This is a genomic window from Lapillicoccus sp., assembly GCF_039935575.1.
Lineage (GTDB): Bacteria > Actinomycetota > Actinomycetes > Actinomycetales > Dermatophilaceae > Lapillicoccus.
Genome location: NZ_JBDTKA010000129.1, coordinates 37,612 through 55,618 on the forward strand (window position 1 = coordinate 37,612; position 18,007 = coordinate 55,618).

General features: G+C 69.6%; 17 protein-coding genes, 1 tRNA gene and 1 pseudogene. 15 read left to right on the forward strand and 4 right to left on the reverse strand.

The genetic code is table 11. The features are described 5' to 3' along the window. Nucleotides 1-77: 77 nt before the first annotated feature. The 3 genes and pseudogenes from ABI385_RS15485 to ABI385_RS15495 all read right to left on the reverse strand — a co-directional run bounded on the left by ABI385_RS15485 (nt 78) and on the right by ABI385_RS15495 (nt 1,046). On the reverse strand, nt 78-464 hold the full coding sequence (locus tag ABI385_RS15485) for a cupin domain-containing protein (RefSeq protein WP_348104659.1): 387 nt from the start codon (nt 462-464) through the stop codon (nt 78-80). Nucleotides 465-520: 56 nt separating this feature from the next. Continuing rightward, nucleotides 521-900: pseudogene (locus tag ABI385_RS15490) on the reverse strand (IS630 family transposase); the annotation flags it as partial. Between the two features lie 71 nt (nt 901-971). Beyond that, nucleotides 972-1,046, reverse strand: a tRNA-Arg gene (locus ABI385_RS15495). 110 nt (nt 1,047-1,156) lie between these two features. Here ABI385_RS15495 and ABI385_RS15500 point away from each other — a divergent pair. The 10 genes from ABI385_RS15500 to ABI385_RS15545 all read left to right on the forward strand — a co-directional run bounded on the left by ABI385_RS15500 (nt 1,157) and on the right by ABI385_RS15545 (nt 12,626). Beyond that, the gene (locus tag ABI385_RS15500) at nt 1,157-1,675 is read left to right on the forward strand and encodes a response regulator (RefSeq protein WP_348104660.1); all 519 of its coding nucleotides are present in this window, start codon (nt 1,157-1,159) and stop codon (nt 1,673-1,675) included. 20 nt (nt 1,676-1,695) lie between these two features. Next, complete coding sequence (gene lysA / locus ABI385_RS15505; protein WP_348104661.1) at nt 1,696-3,117, forward strand: diaminopimelate decarboxylase; 1,422 nt, start codon at nt 1,696-1,698, stop codon at nt 3,115-3,117. A 100-nt stretch (nt 3,118-3,217) separates the two neighbouring features. Continuing rightward, entirely contained in the window at nt 3,218-4,633 is a 1,416-nt protein-coding gene (locus ABI385_RS15510; RefSeq protein ID WP_348104662.1) for a homoserine dehydrogenase, read from the forward strand. 1 nt (nt 4,634) lies between these two features. Continuing rightward, nucleotides 4,635-5,720 (forward strand): threonine synthase, encoded by a 1,086-nt coding sequence (gene thrC, locus ABI385_RS15515; protein ID WP_348104663.1) that lies wholly within the window; start codon nt 4,635-4,637, stop codon nt 5,718-5,720. Nucleotides 5,721-5,740: 20 nt separating this feature from the next. Beyond that, nucleotides 5,741-6,742: a homoserine kinase gene (gene thrB, locus ABI385_RS15520; protein WP_348104664.1), complete on the forward strand. Its 1,002-nt coding sequence runs from the start codon at nt 5,741-5,743 to the stop codon at nt 6,740-6,742. A gap of 356 nt (nt 6,743-7,098) precedes the next feature. Next, nucleotides 7,099-9,216 carry a transcription termination factor Rho gene (rho, locus tag ABI385_RS15525; RefSeq protein ID WP_348104696.1) on the forward strand — a complete coding sequence of 706 codons (2,118 nt, stop codon included), beginning with the start codon at nt 7,099-7,101 and terminating at the stop codon, nt 9,214-9,216. 221 nt (nt 9,217-9,437) lie between these two features. Next, on the forward strand, nt 9,438-9,662 hold the full coding sequence (rpmE, locus tag ABI385_RS15530) for a 50S ribosomal protein L31 (protein WP_348104665.1): 225 nt from the start codon (nt 9,438-9,440) through the stop codon (nt 9,660-9,662). 110 nt (nt 9,663-9,772) lie between these two features. After that, complete coding sequence (prfA, locus tag ABI385_RS15535) at nt 9,773-10,858, forward strand: peptide chain release factor 1 (RefSeq protein WP_348104697.1); 1,086 nt, start codon at nt 9,773-9,775, stop codon at nt 10,856-10,858. Between the two features lie 9 nt (nt 10,859-10,867). Beyond that, on the forward strand, nt 10,868-11,716 hold the full coding sequence (prmC, locus tag ABI385_RS15540) for a peptide chain release factor N(5)-glutamine methyltransferase (protein ID WP_348104666.1): 849 nt from the start codon (nt 10,868-10,870) through the stop codon (nt 11,714-11,716). A gap of 160 nt (nt 11,717-11,876) precedes the next feature. Then, entirely contained in the window at nt 11,877-12,626 is a 750-nt protein-coding gene (locus ABI385_RS15545; RefSeq protein WP_348104667.1) for an L-threonylcarbamoyladenylate synthase, read from the forward strand. 63 nt (nt 12,627-12,689) lie between these two features. Here ABI385_RS15545 and ABI385_RS15550 read toward each other — a convergent pair whose 3' ends face one another. Further along, a complete protein-coding gene (locus tag ABI385_RS15550) occupies nt 12,690-13,655 on the reverse strand; it encodes a CHAP domain-containing protein (protein ID WP_348104668.1) in 966 nt (321 codons plus the stop codon). A 104-nt stretch (nt 13,656-13,759) separates the two neighbouring features. Here ABI385_RS15550 and glyA point away from each other — a divergent pair, with 104 nt between their 5' ends. The 5 genes from glyA to atpB all read left to right on the forward strand — a co-directional run bounded on the left by glyA (nt 13,760) and on the right by atpB (nt 17,956). Further along, complete coding sequence (gene glyA, locus ABI385_RS15555) at nt 13,760-15,040, forward strand: serine hydroxymethyltransferase (RefSeq protein ID WP_348104698.1); 1,281 nt, start codon at nt 13,760-13,762, stop codon at nt 15,038-15,040. A 12-nt stretch (nt 15,041-15,052) separates the two neighbouring features. Then, nucleotides 15,053-16,153, forward strand: a complete 1,101-nt coding sequence (locus ABI385_RS15560) for an MraY family glycosyltransferase (RefSeq protein ID WP_348104669.1) — start codon at nt 15,053-15,055, stop codon at nt 16,151-16,153. Nucleotides 16,154-16,278: 125 nt separating this feature from the next. Continuing rightward, on the forward strand, nt 16,279-16,755 hold the full coding sequence (locus tag ABI385_RS15565) for a hypothetical protein (protein WP_348104670.1): 477 nt from the start codon (nt 16,279-16,281) through the stop codon (nt 16,753-16,755). A gap of 27 nt (nt 16,756-16,782) precedes the next feature. Beyond that, nucleotides 16,783-17,061, forward strand: a complete 279-nt coding sequence (locus ABI385_RS15570; protein WP_348104671.1) for an AtpZ/AtpI family protein — start codon at nt 16,783-16,785, stop codon at nt 17,059-17,061. A gap of 112 nt (nt 17,062-17,173) precedes the next feature. Next, nucleotides 17,174-17,956 (forward strand): F0F1 ATP synthase subunit A, encoded by a 783-nt coding sequence (atpB, locus tag ABI385_RS15575; protein ID WP_348104672.1) that lies wholly within the window; start codon nt 17,174-17,176, stop codon nt 17,954-17,956. Nucleotides 17,957-18,007: the final 51 nt, after the last annotated feature.

The following is an 18,007-nucleotide window of genomic DNA, read 5'->3' on the forward strand; positions in this document are numbered from 1 at the left end:
TAGACAGGTCCGCGGTTCGCGTTAACCCTTTACGGATCCGGTCACCCGGCCGTGGTCCAGAGCGAGGAAGTGACGCATCACACGTGTGGGGGTGGGGCGTGCGACACGTTGACCGTCGGGATGCCGACACCGGACCGTGCGATCACGGCCAACGACGGTTCACGCCCCGGGTTCGACTCTCGGTGCACGGTGAACGTCGGCACTCGGACGTAGTCGCCAGCGACGGCGTCGACCCAACCCTCGACGCCCTCGCATTCGAGGCGGAGCACCCCGCGAACGACGTAGAGCATGGAGATGTTGGAGTCGTGGTGGTGCCACCCCGAGAAGGCGCCGGGCTCGGTCACCACCTGGCCCGCCCATAGGCCCGAGGCCTCGAAGGCACGCCGACGCAGCATCCCCGATGTCGGGTCGGCCGCGAGTAGTTCGGCATCACGGACGACGCGTACAGGCTCGCGATGCTCCACCAGGCCACGTTAGCCCCACGACCCAGTCGGGAGAACGGATCTCGTGCTGTGTCTCGTCAGTGACTGACTGTTTGGGCGAGGGCGACTCGGCCGCGGCGGACTTTGGTCAGGATGGGTTCTGCGGTGGCGGTCCACACGAGAGGTTTGGGCTCGTTGTTGTGGGCCTTCATGTACTCCTCGATCGAAACGATCAAATCGGGCACGGAGTGGAATGCGCCTCGGCGTAGGGCTGTGCCGGCCAGGCCACTAGGTCCTTGTGTTTGTGGGTGGCGTAGTTGTCTAGGTTCATATGAACCGTAAGGCCTTTGGGCGCTTCGCGGTCGATGGTGCGGAGGAACTTCAGGAACTCCTCGTGGCGGTGCTTGTCCATGGACGAACCGATCATCGTGCCGTCGATGGCGTTCAGGGCGGCGAACAGTGTCGTGGTGCCGTCGCGGAGCCTTATTGCACGCATATTGCACGCCACCGGGCCCCGTCGACGTTTGCGCAGGTCAGACGCCTGTCCCTTGGTGCCCCCGGCAGGATTCGAACCTGCGCTTCCGCCTCCGGAGGGCGGCGCTCTATCCCCTGAGCTACGGGGGCCAGCCGGCACGAGACCGGTCGAGCCGGGCGACGCATGGCCGCACTTGTTGATCCGTGCTGTCCGTTCGTACCGTCGTGCCCGGCGAGGTTAGCAGCCTAGGGTGGCATTCATGGAACCGGCGGGTCAGCCCCCACGACCCGGCACCGGACCAAGCTCCAACCCGCCGGTACCCGCGGGTTCGGGCGCCGAGTGGGTGCTGGTGTGCGACGACACCGCCTCGATCAGGCTGCTGATCCGGATCAACCTCGAGCTCGCGGGTTTCGAGGTGATCGAGGCCACGGACGGGGCGGCCGCGCTCGCCCTGCTGCGCCGCAACCCCGACCGACCTCCGTCGGTGATCGTCCTGGATGCCCAGATGCGACCCTTGGACGGATGGGGCGCTATCGCCGCGATCCGTGCAGATCCCGCACTCACCGATCTGCCGGTGATCATGGTCACGGCTGCGCTGCAGCAACGCGAGGAAGAGCGGTCCGCCGCCGTCGGCGTCGACGTCTTCCTCCCCAAGCCCTTCGACCCGGACGACCTCGTCGACCTCGTGCAGGACCTCGCCCGAAACGGGCGTCCGCGCGACCGGCCACCGGTCCGGCCCCCCTCCCGGCCTCGGGGCCGTCCCCCGGGCCACCCCTGACCCCGCCTTAGGCTGAGGCCATGCGCGCACACGAGGCCGGCGCCCTTCACGCCGAGGGATACGGCAACCCCTCGTGGCTCGCCGTTCCTCGCGACGTCAACGCCCTCGTGCCCTCGCTGTGGTCCTCCTCGGTGAGCCGTGGCGCCGACGGCGCAGTGACCGTCGCCGGGCTCAGCGTCGCCGAGCTGGCGCGAGAGTTCGGCACTCCGGCATACGTGCTCGACGAGGCCGACTTCCGGACGAGGGCGGCAGAGTTCCGCGACACCTACGCCGAGGTGTTCGCGGACGTCGGCGGAGGCGCCGACGTCTACTACGCGGGCAAGGCGTTCCTCTGCACCGAGGTCGCGCGCTGGGTCTGCGAAGACGGGCTGCGGCTCGACGTCTGCACCGGTGGCGAGCTCGCGGTGGCGGTTCGAGCCGGTATGCCTGGTGACCGGATCGGCTTCCACGGCAACAACAAGTCGGTCACCGAGCTCGAGGCGGCGGTGGGTTACGGCGTCGGCCGCGTCATCGTCGACAGCTTCGAGGAGATCGACCGGCTCGCCGACGTGGCGCGGCGGCTCGGGACGACAGCGCGGGTGATGGTGCGCGTCACCGTCGGGGTCGAGGCGCACACGCACGAGTTCATCGCGACAGCCCACGAGGACCAGAAGTTCGGGTTCTCGCTCAGTGGAGGCGCGGCCGCCGAGGCGGTCCGCAGGATCCTCGCCCACGCCCCACAGCTCGAGCTCATCGGCCTGCACAGCCACATCGGGTCCCAGATCTTCGACACCTCGGGGTTCGAGGTGTCCGCTCGTCGGGTGCTGGGACTGCACGCCCAGGTGGCCGCCGAGCACGGGGTCGAGCTGCCGGAGCTCGACCTCGGGGGCGGGTTCGGCATCGCCTACACGACCGAGCACGACCCGCTGTCCCCTAAGGGTCTGGCGTCCGGCATGGCCGAGATCGTCGACCGGGAGTGCCGGGCCAACGGCCTGTCGGTGCCGCACATCTCGATCGAGCCGGGCCGAGCCATCGCCGGTCCGAGCACGTTCACGCTCTACGAGGTGGGCACGGTGAAGACGGTCGACCTCGACGGCGGCGCCTCGCGGGCCTACGTCTCGGTAGACGGGGGGATGAGCGACAACGTCCGCACCGCCCTCTACGAGGCCAACTTCTCGTGCACATTGGCGAACCGGGCGAGCGACGCCCCGCCGCGGCTGTCCCGGGTCGTCGGGCGACATTGCGAGGCCGGCGACATCGTCGTGATGGACGAGTTCCTTCCCGCCGACGTGGCTCCGGGAGACCTCGTCGCCGTACCCGGCACCGGCGCATACTGCCGATCCATGTCCAGCCAGTACAACCACACGCCTCGCCCGCCGGTGGTCGCCGTGCACGACGGCGAAGCGCGGGTCATCGTGCGGCGGGAGACCGTCGACGACCTCCTCGCCCTGGACGTCACGTGACCCCGGCACCGCCGGGCTCTGCCACCTGGCGGTCCGGATCGCGGAATACGCCGGTATCAACAGGTGGGCACAGGGCAGGATGCACGGCGTGGTGCAGCCGATGACGAAGGTGCGGGCGGCGGCCTCCCCGCAAAGGGCGGCTGGCCCCGACCCGACGACCGGTGTGCTCCGGGTCGCCCTCCTCGGCTGCGGTGTCGTCGGATCGGCCGTCGCCCGGCTGCTGACCGAGCACGGTGACGACTTCACGGCCCGCGTGGGACGCCGACTCGAGATGGTGGGGATCGCGGTCCGTCGTCCGGGGCGCGACCGCAGCGCGCTCGGGCTCGACCCTGAGCTGTTCACCACCGATGCTCAGGACCTGGTCACCCGGGCCGATGTCGTCGTCGAGGTGATCGGCGGGATCGAACCGGCGCGCTCACTCATCCTGCGGGCGATGGCGCACGGCGCCTCCGTCGTCACCGCCAACAAGGCCCTGCTGGCCGAGGACGGCCCCACCCTGTATGCCGCAGCCCAGGAGCACGGTGTCGACCTCTACTACGAGGCCGCCGTCGCCGGGGCCATCCCGCTGCTGCGGCCGCTGCGCGAGTCGCTCGCGGGTGATGACGTCCGCAAGGTTCTCGGCATCGTCAACGGCACCACCAACTATGTCCTCGACAAGATGGACACCACGGGCGCCGGCTTTCACGACGCCGTCGAGCAGGCGCAGTCGCTCGGCTATGCGGAGGCCGACCCGACCGCCGACGTCGAAGGTTTCGACGCGGCCGCCAAGGCGGCGATCCTCGCCTCACTCGCCTTCCACACTCGCATCTCCATCGCCGACGTCCACCGCGAGGGAATCACCGAGGTCACCGCCTCCGACATTCAGGCAGCGCGCGAGATGGACTGTGTCGTCAAGTTTCTCGCGATCTGTGAGCGCACCGACGAGGGAGTCTCCGTCCGCGTGCACCCGGCGATGATCCCCCGGTCGCACCCGCTCGCCGGAGTCCGTGAGGCCTTCAACGCCGTGTTCGTCGAGGCCGACGCCGCCGGCCAGCTGATGTTCTACGGCCGCGGCGCCGGCGGCGACCCGACCGCGTCGGCCGTCCTCGGAGATGTGGTCGCCGTAGCGCGGCACCGGGTCGGCGGCGGCCGCGGGCCGGGGGAGAGCACGTATGCCGACCTGCCGGTCCTCGACATGGGCCGGGCCCTGACGAGGTACCACATCAGCCTCGACGTAGCCGACCGACCGGGAGTCTTGGCGCAGGTGGCGTCCGCCTTCGCGGAGCACGACGTGTCGATCGAGACGGTGCGTCAGCACATCGTCGCGGATCGGTCGGGCTCCGGTTCCGTCCCGGACGCGGACTCGGGTCCAGACTCGGGACTGGACCCGGCGGAAGCCCGTTCCGAGGGTCGCGCCAGCCTCGTGGTCGTCACCCACACCGCTTCCGACGCGGCGCTGTCCGCCACCGTCGAGGCGCTCGCGGCGATGCCGATCGTGCGCGCCGTCGACTCGGTGATGCGCGTCGAAGGCGGCTGAGGTGGCGCACCAGTGGCGCGGGGTGATCCGCGAGTATGCCGACCGCCTGCCGTTGCTCGCCGGCTCGCCGATCGTCACCCTGCTAGAGGGTGGCACCCCGCTCATCCCCGCAGAGCACCTCTCCGCGCTCGTCGATGCGCAGGTGTGGCTGAAGTTCGAGGGGCTGAACCCGACCTGCTCCTTCAAGGACCGCGGGATGACCACGGCGATCTCGCTGGCCGCCGGCCGCGGCGCGAAGGCGGTGATCTGCGCGTCGACGGGCAACACCAGCGCGTCGGCGGCGGCCTACGCCACCAAGGCCGGGATGACCTGCGGGGTGCTCGTGCCGGAAGGAAAGATCGCCATGGGCAAGCTGAGCCAGGCGATCGCCCACGGCGCCACCCTGCTGCAGGTCGACGGCAACTTCGATGACTGCCTCACGCTGGCCCGCAAGCTTGCCGAGGCATACCCGGTCGAGCTGGTGAACTCGGTCAACCCGGCCCGCATCGAAGGCCAGAAAACCGCCGCGTTCGAGGTCGTCGACGCGCTCGGTGATGCTCCCGACATCCACTGCCTCCCGGTCGGGAACGCCGGCAACATCACGGCATACTGGCTGGGTTATCAGCAATACCAACAGGATTCGGACCAGCCTGGTCCCGCTACCCAGCTGCCGCGGATCTGGGGGTTCCAGGCAGCCGGGGCCGCCCCGATCGTCAAGGGGCATCCGGTCGACGAGCCCGAGACCATCGCTACGGCGATCCGGATCGGCAATCCCGCCTCCTGGCGCCAGGCCGAGGCTGCCCGCGACGAGTCGGGTGGGCTGATCCACGCGGTGACCGACGACCAGATCTTGGCCGCGCACCGGCTCGTCTCGTCCCGGGAGGGGGTCTTCGTCGAGCCCGGCTCCGCCGCCTCGGTGGCCGGCCTGCTCGCCTCGCACGAGGCCGGTCTCGTCCCCTCCGGGTCCCGGATCGTGTGCACCGTCACCGGCCACGGGCTCAAGGACCCCCAGTGGGCGCTGCGGAACGCCGACGGCAGTGAGGTCGTGCCCGTGCGAGTGCCGGTGGACGCCGTGACGGCGGCCACCGCGCTCGGCCTCGACGGGTGAGCGGACGGGTGTCGGGAGGTATGCCTCAACCGCTGGCACTGCACGTCCGCGTGCCGGCCAGCAGCGCGAACCTCGGTCCCGGGTTCGACTCGGTCGGGCTCGCCCTTGGCCTCTGGGACGACTACGACGTCGTCGTCGGGGACGGCGCGGGGCTGCGCATCGAGGTCTCGGGGGAGAGCGCCGACGAGGTGCCCCTCGACGAGACGCACCTCGTGGTGCGCTCCATGGCGCACGCGGCTGCTCGGCTGGGCGTCGCGCTGCCGACCGACCTGCACCTCGTGGCGCGCAACGCGATCCCGCACGGTCGCGGACTCGGCTCATCCGCGGCGGCTATCACGGCGGGAGTCGTTGTCGCGCAGGCGATCTGCGCGTTCGAGGCGTGGGAGCACCTGCCCCTCGCCGAGAGGGTTCCGGTCGACCTCGACGTGGCAACCGACCTGGTCACCGAGCTCGAAGGGCATCCCGATAACGCGTCGGCAAGTGTGCGCGGAGGGATGACCCTCTCCTGGACACGCGACGTCGAGGAACGCGGGACCGGGCTTGCCGAGAGGGCCGAAGTGATCGGCACCATCACGGGCACGGTGTCGGTGCCGGTCCACGACGACCTGCGTGTCGTAGCGCTGGTCCCACAGACGCAGCTCGCGACGCATACCGCTCGGGCCGTCCTGCCCCCTCAGGTCGACCACCGGGCAGCCGCCCTCAACGCGGGGCGTTCCGCGCTGCTCGTCGAGGCGATGTCGCGCCGTCCCGACCTGCTGCTGCCGGCGACCCGTGACTGGCTGCACCAGGAGTTCCGTCGGCCGGCTTTCGCTGCCTCGATGAGGCTTGTCGACGCGCTGCGGGCGGAGGGTCATGCCGCGCTCATCTCAGGCGCCGGTCCCAGCGTGCTGGTGCTCACCACGCGGGACCGCGCTGATCGAGTCGTGGTGCCGGTTGGAACGGGAGGCGACGCCGCGTTCCGGGCGTGGCGCCGGCTTCCGCTCGCGATCCCGACCACCGGTGTGAATGTGACTCGGGCCTAGGAGAGCGCTGACGGGTCCTCGGTCACAGTCCGGCGTCGTCGGCGGTTCGTGAAGTCCCGATCGGCTGACGGTGTTACATTGTCACCGCACCGAACGGACGACCGCACTCTGCGACTCCGCATCGGAGCACCACCCCCGAACAGCGGCGACATGCTCGCCCCGGGAAGCGCGCCTGCACTGGTGCTTCCCTGTGTCGGGGGAACGCACAGCGAGCGAATCCGCTCGGCCCTGACCGGTTCCGGGGCGATGTCCCAGCCGAACCGATGACGAGGGGAAGGACCTTCGTGACAGACACCACACAGCTCGTGACCGAGCCGAGCACGCGCTCGCGCGGCGGTCGCAGCGGACTCGCCGCGATGAACGTCGCCGAGCTCAAAGGACTCGCGTCGCGCCTCGGCGTGACGGGGACCACCAAGATGCGAAAAGACGACCTGGTCGCGGCGATCTCCGCCCGGCAAGGGTCTGACACGCCGGTTCCCAGAACGACGGGAGCCCCGGCACGCACAGAGGCGACGGGAGCCCCGGCAAGCACAGAGGCGACGGCCGCCCCGGCACGCACAGAGGCGACGGCCGCCCGTACGCCGCGTGCTGCGTCCCGGGGCTCCGAGGACCGGCGCGAGCGCGCCGAGTCGGTCACCCTGCCCGGACCGGTGGCCCCGGTGGGACCGGTGGAGACCGAGCGACCCCATGGGTCCGCGAACCGGAACGGCGCCGCAGACCGAGACGACGCCGTCGAGCGGCAGCCGACGGACGACCGCACCTCCGACCATGCGGACCGTGGCGACTCACAGACCACCACCCAGCCGCAGAACTACCCCGACGCTCGCACCTCTACGACGTCCACGACGTCGACGGCCCCCACGACGGACGGTGCGGTCCGCTCCGGTCAGCAGCCGACCCGGACGGAGGGCGCCGGTCAGAACAACGGCGCGTCCGCCCGCACCGAGGGCACGCAGCAGAGCCGATACCAGCGCGAGCGCCAGCAGGGTACCGCGGCCTCGGGCCAGCAGGCACGCACTCAACCGACGCAGACCGTCCCGAGCCAGACCGTCCCGAGCCAGACCGCACCGAACCAGACTGCACCGAGCCAGACCGCACCGAACCAGACCGCACCGAACCAGACCACGTCGCATACCGGCCAGCAGGGCAGCTCGAACGCCCAGGGCAGCCAGAACGCCCAGGGCAGCCAGAACGCCGACGACGAGGCGGCAGGGGGCCGACGCCGTAGCCGGCAGCGCAGCCGGGACCGCAAGCGCGGGCGCCCGACGACCGGGACCGACTACGAGCCGGAGCTGCAGATCAACGACGACGACGTCCTCGTCGCTGTGGCGGGCATCCTCGATGTCCTCGACAACTATGCGTTCGTGCGCACGTCGGGATATCTGCCCGGACCCAACGACGTCTACGTTCCCTTGGGCTTGGTCAAGAAGTACGCGCTGCGAAAGGGCGACGCCGTCACCGGCGCCGTCAAGGCTCCCCGCGACGGTGAGCAGCCGTCGGCCGGCCCCGGTACTCGGCAGAAGTTCAACGCACTGGTACGCCTGGACTCGATCAACGGGGCAGCAGCCGACGGTGCCAAGCCCCGGCCGGAGTTCGGCAAGCTCACGCCGCTCTACCCGCAGGAGCGTCTACGCCTCGAGACCGAGACGAGCCTGCTGACCACCCGGGTCATCGACCTGGTCGCCCCGATCGGCAAGGGCCAGCGGGGTCTGGTCGTGGCGCCGGCCACAGCGGGTTCGACCGTCGTGCTCCAGTCCATCGCCAACGCGATCACGACGAACAACCCCGAGTGCCACCTGATGGTCGTTCTCGTCGACGAGCGTCCCGAAGAGGTCACCGAGATGCAGCGGGCGGTCAAGGGTGAGGTGATCGCCTCGACCTTCGACCGACCGGCCGAGGACCACACCACCGTCGCCGAGCTGTCCATCGAACGGGCCAAGCGTCTCGTCGAGCTCGGCCACGACGTGGTCGTCCTGCTGGACTCACTGACGAAGCTGGGCCGGGCCTACAACCTGTCCGCCCCCGCGTCCGGTCGGGTTCTCTCCGGGGTCGTCGACAGCGCCGCTCTGTTCCCGACGAAGAAGTTCTTCGGGGCCGCCCGCAATATCGAGAACGGCGGGTCGCTGACGATCATCGCCACCGCGCTCGTCGAGACCGGTTCGCGGACCGACGAGGTGATCTTCGAGGAGTTCAAGGGCACCGGCAACATGGAGCTCACGCTCTCCCGCGACCTCGCGAACCGGCGGGTCTTCCCAGCCGTCGACGTGAACGCGTCCGGGACCCGCCGCGAAGAGATCCTGCTCGGCCCCGAGGAGCTCAACATCGTGTGGAAGCTCCGTCGCGTGCTGAGCGGGCTCGAGCCGGAGAAGGCCCTCGAGCTGCTTGTGGACCGGATCAAGCGGACCCGGACCAACATCGAGTTCCTGCGCCAGGTGCAGTCCAGCAGCTCGACGCGGCTGGACGACGGCGCCTGATCGCACGGGCCGGCTGCGCCTGATCGCACGGCCGACGGCGCCTACGGGCGCCAGGGGCTTCGTCGCAGCACAGTCCGGAATGCGCCTGCCCCCCATCGGCGTTTAGCGGATGTGTGCCCATCTCTGGCACACTGATTCGTTGGACCGGTTCACGGCTGGCGCCCTCTGAGACGTCGCACACCATCGCCGACCCGGCCCGCCTGAGATCCAAGGAGAGCACGTTGAAGAAGGACCTTCACCCCACCTACGTGGACACCACGGTCACCTGCACCTGTGGCAACACGTTCACCACGCGCAGCACCGCGACGACCGGCGCGATCAGCGCCGATGTCTGCTCGCAGTGCCACCCGTTCTACACCGGCAAGCAGAAGATCCTCGACACCGGTGGCCGCATTGCCCGGTTCGAGGCCCGCTACGGCAAGAAGACCGCCGCAGCCGGCAAGTAGCTCTCCCGGTCGCCGGTCCCCTCCGGCAGGTTCGCCTGCCGGGGAGGACCGGCGTCTCGCGTCTGCCCCCAACCAGCAAGGAGTGTGAGGTGACCGAAGGCACCTCCTCTGTGCTGGAGTCCGGACGGCCCGTCCTCGACGAGTACGCCGACCTCGAGCGGCAGCTCGCCGACCCCGACGTCTTCGGCGACCAGACGCGGGTGCGAACCCTGAACAAGAGGTATGCCTCCCTCGCTCCTACCGTCGCTGCATACCGGGGGCTCGAGTCCGCCGAGGGTGACCTCGCGGCCGCGCGCGAGCTGGGCGCAGAGGACGCGTCCTTCGCCGCGGAGGTCCCCGCCCTCGAGGCGGCCGTCGACCAGGCCCGCGACCACCTGCGGCGGCTGCTCGTCCCGCGCGACCCCGACGACGACCGCGACGTCCTGCTCGAGGTCAAGGCGGGGGAGGGCGGCGAGGAGTCGGCCCTGTTCGCCGGCGACCTGTTGCGGATGTACACCCGGTACGCCGAGAAGCGCGGCTGGCGGGCTGAGGTCATCGACGCGACCGAGTCCGACCTCGGGGGCTACAAGGAGGCGCGACTGTCCATCAAGGCCAAGGGGACACCGCAGCCGGGCGAGGCCCCTTGGGCGCTGCTGAAGTTCGAGGGCGGTGTGCACCGGGTCCAGCGCGTCCCCGTGACCGAGAGCCAGGGACGCATCCACACGTCCGCGGCGGGTGTCCTGGTCATGCCGGAGGTCGAGGAGACCGACGAGGTCGAGATCCACGCGAACGACATCCGCGTCGACGTCTACCGCTCCTCGGGTCCGGGTGGGCAGAGTGTCAACACCACCGACTCCGCGGTGCGGATCACCCACCTGCCCACTGGGCTCGTCGTCTCCTGCCAGAACGAGAAGTCGCAGCTGCAGAACAAGGAGTCGGCGATGCGGGTGCTGCGCTCCCGGCTGCACCAGATGGCCCGGGAGCAGGCCGAGGCCGAGGCGTCGGCCGCCCGACGCAGCCAGGTGCGGACCGTCGACCGTAGCGAGCGGATCCGCACCTACAACTTCCCCGAGAACCGCCTGAGCGACCATCGGACCGGGTTCAAGGCATACCACCTCGACACGGTTCTCGACGGCGATCTCGACGGTGTCATCGCGTCCTGCGTCTCGGCCGACGAGCAGGCCCGACTCGCGGCGCTCTCCCGCCCCGAAGCCTGAGCAGCGCTCGTGACCGAGCTGCGGGACGCGGTACGCCGCGCCACGATGACCCTCGCCGAGGCCGGCATCGCGTCGGCGCCGGTCGACGCCCTGCACCTCGCGGCGCACCTGCTCGGTCAGCCGGTCGGTGAGGTACGCCGGCGGATGGTCCTCGGCGGCATCGAGGCGCCCGACGGGTATGCCGAGCTCGTCGCCGAACGGGCGACCCGCGTTCCGTTGCAGCACCTGACCGGGCGCGCCGGGTTCCGACACCTCGAGCTGTCCGTGGGGCCGGGGGTTTTCGTGCCGAGGCCCGAGACCGAGTTGCTCGTGGAGCTCGCGCTGCGGGCGGTGCAGGACGTGGGGCGCCCGCTGGTCGTGGACCTCGCGACCGGGTCCGGCGCCGTGGCTCTCGCCGTCAAGGACGAGTGCCCGCCCGCTCAGGTGTTCGCGGTCGAGCTGAGCGATCTCGCGCACGCGTGGGCCGTCGCGAACCGGGACCGTCTCGGACTGGACGTCGCCATCGTCCTCGGAGACGCGCGGACGTCGTTTCCCGAGCTGGTCGGGCAGGCTGACCTGGTCACCTGCAACCCGCCATACATCCCGCTCGACCAGGTCCCGGTCGACCCCGAGGTGCGTGACCACGACCCCAAGCTCGCCCTCTACGGCGGAAGTGCCGACGGGCTGGCCCTGCCGCTGGAGATGGCTGCCCGGGCCGCCGAGCTACTACGACCCGACGGGGTCCTCGTCATGGAGCACGCCGAGACCCAAGGCGCTTCTCTGCCGAGGGCCCTCGCCATGGCGGGACCGTGGGGGGCGGTCACCGACCACGTCGACCTGGTGGGTCGACCTCGGTGCGTGGTGGCCGTCCGCGTCTGAGAACGGCCGTCGAACGGGAGTTGGTGGCATCCGGAGAGCCTTTTCACTCCCAATCTCGACCAACTCCGGTTTGACGGACTCACCAAGGGAGCCGACAGGACGCTGGGGGTTCCCGGGGACAGGGCGGTTGGCACCCGGTGCGGGCGTTAAGGTTCGGCCCATGAGCGAGGTGTACGACTGCACGAACCCCGAGGGCCTCGCCGCCGGCATCGAGGCAGCGGCTGCCGCCGTTCGCGCGGGCGGGGTGGTGGTACTTCCCACGGACACCGTCTACGGCATCGGCTGCGACGCGTTCGACGCCACCGCCGTGGCCTCGGTGCTCGCCGCGAAAGGGCGAGGACGCGAGATGCCCCCGCCCGTCCTCGTCCCCAACCAGCGTACCGTCGACGGTCTGGCGCGAGCCATACCGGACTACGCCCGGCACCTCATCGACGCCTACTGGCCGGGCGCGCTCACCCTGGTCCTGGAGTGTCAGCCGTCCCTGACCTGGGATCTCGGCGAGACCAACGGAACCGTCGCGCTCCGCATGCCAGCGCACCAGATCGCTCTCGCCCTGCTCGGTGACGCGGGCCCGATGGCGGTGACCAGCGCCAACATCACCGGTTCGCCGGCCGCCACCACCGTGGCGGAGGCGCAGGCCATGCTCGGAGCGTCAGTCGCGGTCTACCTCGACGGGGGACCGGCGACCTCGTCGGTCTCCTCGACCATCCTCGACTGCACCGGACCGACCCCGGTGACCCTGCGCGAGGGCGCCCTCAGCCGCCGGGAGATCGACGAGGCCATCGACGCAGCAGAGCGCGAAGAGCGCGAGCGGCGCGCCGCTGCCGACGCCCCGGCACCGTCCGCCACTGCTGAACCGCCGCGCCCACGTTCGGGCCCGCGGATCGCCGGCGCTCGCCGACGTCGCTAGCCGCAGTCGGTCGTCGGTCGGTTCCAGTCGGTCACGGCCGGTCTCAGTCGGTCTCAGTCGGTCTCAGTCGGTCACGGCGAAGCCGTGCGCCGCACCCAGCCGCACGAGCGAGTCGCGCCCCGGGATGCCGTCGGCGTCGGCACCGGTGAAGCCCAGCTGACGCTGCCAGGCGGCATACGCGGCAACGGTCGACGTCCCGAAGGCGCCGTCGACGAGGGAGGGGTCGAGGAGGTGCTCGCCGACCAGAGCCTGCTCGACGACACGCACATCGACTTCGGAACCGGGCGTGCCGACGCCCTGCGGGCGCGGCCCGTCGAGCTTCGCCGCGGTCATCACGCGGGCGAGCGAGACGGTAGCGGCCGATATGACCGCAGCGCCGACACCGTAGGCGGGGTAGCCGTACCCGAGCACGAACCTCGGGTTCCGCACCCGCCGGTAGACACCGTCGCCGTTGCCCTGTGACCCGCCTTCACCCGAGGAGGTGTTGGCCTCCACGGTGTGCGGCCAGCCGCCCTGACCGACGCTTTCGACCAGCCCGACGTGGTCGGCGCTCGGGCCCCCGTCCCAGGTGAAGAAGACGACCGCGCCGCGCTGTGGCGAGCTGCCCCACTGACCGCGCTGCTTGAACCACTGCACGTGGGAGGGGCAGAACGCGAAGTGCCCGCCGATTTCCTCGCCACCCTCCTGGTGGAAGACGTAGGAGACGAACATGTCGCAGTAGGGCTGGTGGTTGAGCCCGTACCACGCGCCGAACGGGGTGTCGTTGTTCGAACCTTCCTTGAACCCGAGGAACTGGGTCGCCCGGTTCAGAACCTGGCCGGCCGACGGGGGTAGGCCCCGGTCACCCGTCTGGGGCGGACGCTTCCGCGTCGGCTGCTGGTCGAGGCTGCCCGGGTCGGGCTCACCCTCGCGACGGCCGGCGTGCGGGTCCGGGATCGAGGGCTCGACCTCCCCGAGGCTGTTTGTCGGGCGAAGGTCCTGAGGCTGCGCCGCGGGACGGGCTGTAGTGGTCTGGTTCTTGGTGGTCATACCCACACAGGAGAGGTGTGTCGCCGAGGCTGATACCCGAGTGGGCCTACAGTTGTCGTCGCTGCCCGACGACCCCGGAGACTGCCTTGACCCACCCTCGTGACCTGCCAGACGACACCTTCTACGGCTCCGACTTCGGGGCGCTGAACGCGTTCGACCCCGACATTGCCGGAGTGCTCGTCTCCGAGCTGGACCGCATCCGCGGTGGGCTGCAGCTGATCGCCAGCGAGAACATGTCCTCGCCGCAGGTGCTGACCGCGCTCGGCTCGACGCTGTCGAACAAGTACGCCGAGGGCTACCCCGGGCGCCGCTACTACGGCGGCTGCTCCGAGGTCGACAAGGCCGAGAACATCGCGATCGAGCGGTGCGCAGCCCTCTTCGACGCCGAGCACGCCAACGTTCAGCCGCACTCCGGCGCGAGCGCGAACCAGGCGGTCTACGGCGCGTTCATGGTGCCGGGCGACACAATCCTGGCGATGGCGCTGCCCATGGGGGGTCACCTCACCCACGGCAGCAAGGTCTCGTTCTCGGGCAAGTGGTTCAACGCCGTGCACTACGGCGTCGACCCGACGTCCGAGGACATCGACTACGACCAGGTCGCCTCCCTCGCCCGCGAGCACCGCCCCAAGGTGATCCTCGCCGGTGGGAGTGCGATCCCGCGGCTCATCGACTTCGAGTTCTTCCGCAACCTCGCCGACGAGATCGGTGCGGTCTTCTGGGTCGACGCCGCGCACTTCATCGGCCTCGTGGCCGGCAAGGCCATCCCCAGCCCCGTCCCGTATGCCGACGTGGTCACCTTCACGACGCACAAGGTGCTCCGTGGCCCGCGCTCGGGGGCCTTGGTCTGCAGGCAGGAGCACGCCGCCAAGCTCGACAAAGCGGTCTTTCCGATGATGCAAGGTGGTCCGCAGATGCACACGATCGCCGCCAAGGCGGTCAACTTCAAGGAGTGCGCGACCCCGGAGTACGCCGCATACGCCAAGCAGGTCATCGTCAACGCCCGGCAGCTCGCGACCTCGCTCGGGGAGTACGGCATCCGCCCCACGACCGGCGGCACCGACACCCACCTGTCGCTGCACGACCTGCAGGGCGTGGGCGTGACCGGTGTCGACGCGGAGGCTCGGGCCGACGCGGCGGGGATCGTGCTCAACAAGAACGCCATCCCGTTCGACCCGCAGAAGCCCAACATCGCCTCCGGCATCCGGGTGGGCACGGCCTGCACGACCACCCAGGGCATGGGTGTCGAGGAGATGGTGACGATCGCCGAGCTCATCAACACCGCGGTGACCAAGGGAGACGCCGACCCCGATCACCCGGTCTCCCAGCAGGTGCGCTCCGAGGTCACCGACCTCGTGACCCGGTTCCCGGCATACCCTCGTCCCTGAGCCCGCCGACCTGTGCGGGAGTACCTCCTCATCGTCGTGATCGCGGGAGCGATCACCTACCTCACGACTCCGCTCGTCCGGGCCGTCGCGATCGCGACCAACGCCTTCACGTCGGTGCGCGAGCGCGACGTGCACACCACGCCCACTCCGCGACTCGGTGGGGTGGCGATCTTCCTCGGGTTCGCCACGGCCGCGCTGGTGGCCCGCGAGCTGCCGTTCCTGCGGGGCGTCTACAGCGGTGGCCAGATCAGTGGCGTGCTCATGGGAGCGAGCATCATCTGCCTGGTCGGGGCGATCGACGACATCCGCGAGCTCGACTGGGTCACCAAGCTGGCCGGCCAGATGCTCGCCGCGGGAGTGATGGCATACAAGGGGGTCCAGCTCCTCGCGATCCCGTTCTTCGGCACGAGCACCGTCCTGCCGGGCCCGGTACTGGTCGCCGTCACGGTGATCGTGGTCCTGGCCACCGTCAACGCGGTGAACTTCATCGACGGCCTCGACGGCCTGGCGGTGGGGCTGGTCGGCATCGCCGCGCTCGCGTTCTTCGTCTACTCCTACTCGGTGTCGCGCACCTTCAACCCGCCCAACGTCTTCTCGAACGCGACGTTCATCAGTGCCGCCGTGCTGGGCTGCTGCGCGGGCTTCCTGCCGCACAACTTTTACCCGGCCCGGCTGTTCATGGGCGACTCGGGTGCGTTGCTGCTCGGGTTGCTGCTGGCCGCGGCGACCATCTCGCTCACCGGCAACGTCGACCCGGGGGAGTTCACGACCGGCACCGTGAGCGCGGCGCTCCTGCCGCTCGCCGTGCCACTCGCGATCCTGCTGCTGCCGTTCCTCGACGTCGTGCTCGCCGTCGTCCGGCGCACGCTCGCCGGACAGAAGCCGTGGGCACCAGACCGCAAGCACCTGCACCACCGGATGCTCGAGATCGGCCACGGCCACCGCACCGCGGTGCTGATCCTCTACATGTGGGGCGCGTTGCTGGCCCTCGGCACCGTGTCCTTCGCGTTCGTGGAAGGCTGGCGTGCCGCCCTCGTCATCGGGGTATGCCTCGCGCTCGCCGTCGTGCTCACCGCGTTCCTGCCTCGGTGGACCCGCGCCCGGCGCTTGTGATAGTTTTCACAAGCACCTGGAGAACTCCTGAGAATGACCCCGACCGAGCCGGACCCGAGCACGTCATCGACCAGAGCAGGCCGACATGAGCAGTCCTGAGCAGTCATGAGCAGTCTTGAGCAGTCATGAGTACTGACGCCCCGACCCCGCGGCAGAGCGACGCCTTCGCCGAGCTGTTGCGCGGGTCTCTCCTCCCGACGCTCGCCGCCGCGGTCGTCTGCGTCGTCGTCGGATCGGTCTCGAGCCCCGAGGCGGGCTGGTCAGCCGCGCTGGGCGCCGCCCTAGTCATCGGCTTCTTCAGCCTCACGCTCCTCGCCATGAAACGCACCGCCGAGCTGCCCCCGACCACCGTGATGATCGTCGTCCTCGCGACGTACACCGCCAAGGTGCTGGTTCTCGGGGTGGTGATGTTCGCCCTGCGAGACGCCACCTTCGTCTCCGGGTACGCGGTCGGCGTCAGCATCACCGTCTGCGCGCTCGTGTGGCTGTTCTTCGAGATGCGCGCCTACCGCCACCTGAGGATCTTTACCTACGACCCGCAGGGTGCCGCGGCGCTTCCCGGTGCGGCGCTCGACGAGGAGACGAAGCGAGAGCGCTCATGAGCACGATGAGAGAGAATCGGTTCTGCCATGTCGAAGCCGCCCGCCCCGCATGGGGACTCCAACGCCGAGCCCGTTCGCGAGCCCACGGCCGAGCAGAAGGCCGAGACCGAGCGCGAGGCCATGCGGCGCGACTCGGAGATGTGGACGAAAGTCGGCGGCTACATGCTTGCCGGACCGCTGTTGTACGGCGGTATCGGCTGGGCAGCGGACCACTGGCTGGGCACGTCGTTCATCTTGCCGGTGGGGATCATCGGTGGCTTGGCCCTGTCGCTCTACCTGATCTGGTTCAGGTACGGTTCTCACTGAACTCGGCGGTTCCTCGCGGGGCAACGGTCGACGATCGTAGGTTCCGCCCCGACCAGGACCGGCGCCCGACCCACCAGCACTGCTGTGTCCCGCGCACCATGAGGAGCCTCACGTGAGCATCGCCGCCACCGTCGTCCCCATGGACTACGAGGCCCCGGGCGTCGGCGACTTCTGGCAGCCCTTGATCGGCGATGGGGCATTCGCGATCACCCGCCCGATTTTCCTGATGATCGTTTCTGCGGGCCTGCTCATGTGGTTCTTGCACGCCACGACCAAGGAGAAGGCTCTGGTGCCGGGCAAGGGCCAGCTGGCGACCGAGTCCGTCTATGGACTTGTACGCAACGGGATTGCCCGAGACCTCATCGGCAGCAAAGAGTTCCTCCGGTTCGTGCCGCTCCTCTTCGCCCTGTTCATAACGATCCTGGTGAACAACGTCTTCGGCGTCCTGCCGCCGCTCTCGTTCCCGACGATGAGCCGGATCGGGTTCCCCATCGCGTTGACCCTGGTCGTCTGGGTCACCTTCCACGCGGTGGGCATGAAGAAGCACGGTTTCGTGGGCTACTGGAAGTCTCTGGTTCCGTCCGGCCTTCCCAGCTGGATCGTCCCGGTGATCTTCTTCTTGGAGCTCATCACCGACCTGTTCACCCGGCCGGTCACCCTCGCGCTGCGGTTGTTCGGCAACATGTTCGCTGGCCACCTCCTGCTCGTCCTGTTCATCACCGGAGGCTGGTACCTCCTGACCTCTGGGGGGATCCTGAGCGTCGCCGGGGGCGTGACGTGGATCTTCGCGTTCGTCATGTTCCTCTTCGAGCTGCTCGTCGAGTTTCTCCAGGCCTATGTCTTTACCCTGCTCGCCGCCCTCTACATCGCCGGCGCCGTTGCCGACGAGCACTGAGCTCCACCACACCGTGAAGCAGTCACGAACGCACGCCCCGAGCGGCACCCG

What these genes read in the sequence shown, in the direction of transcription:
- ABI385_RS15500 (WP_348104660.1), top strand. Translation starts at nt 1,157, where the DNA reads ATGGAACCGGCGGGTCAGCCCCCACGACCCGGCACCGGACCAAGCTCC.
- lysA (WP_348104661.1), top strand. Translation starts at nt 1,696, where the DNA reads ATGCGCGCACACGAGGCCGGCGCCCTTCACGCCGAGGGATACGGCAAC.
- ABI385_RS15510 (WP_348104662.1), top strand. Translation starts at nt 3,218, where the DNA reads ATGACGAAGGTGCGGGCGGCGGCCTCCCCGCAAAGGGCGGCTGGCCCC.
- thrB (WP_348104664.1), top strand. Translation starts at nt 5,741, where the DNA reads ATGCCTCAACCGCTGGCACTGCACGTCCGCGTGCCGGCCAGCAGCGCG.
- rho (WP_348104696.1), top strand. Translation starts at nt 7,099, where the DNA reads ATGAACGTCGCCGAGCTCAAAGGACTCGCGTCGCGCCTCGGCGTGACG.
- ABI385_RS15545 (WP_348104667.1), top strand. Translation starts at nt 11,877, where the DNA reads ATGAGCGAGGTGTACGACTGCACGAACCCCGAGGGCCTCGCCGCCGGC.
- ABI385_RS15550 (WP_348104668.1), bottom strand. Translation starts at nt 13,655, where the DNA reads ATGACCACCAAGAACCAGACCACTACAGCCCGTCCCGCGGCGCAGCCT.
- ABI385_RS15565 (WP_348104670.1), top strand. Translation starts at nt 16,279, where the DNA reads ATGAGTACTGACGCCCCGACCCCGCGGCAGAGCGACGCCTTCGCCGAG.
- ABI385_RS15570 (WP_348104671.1), top strand. Translation starts at nt 16,783, where the DNA reads ATGTCGAAGCCGCCCGCCCCGCATGGGGACTCCAACGCCGAGCCCGTT.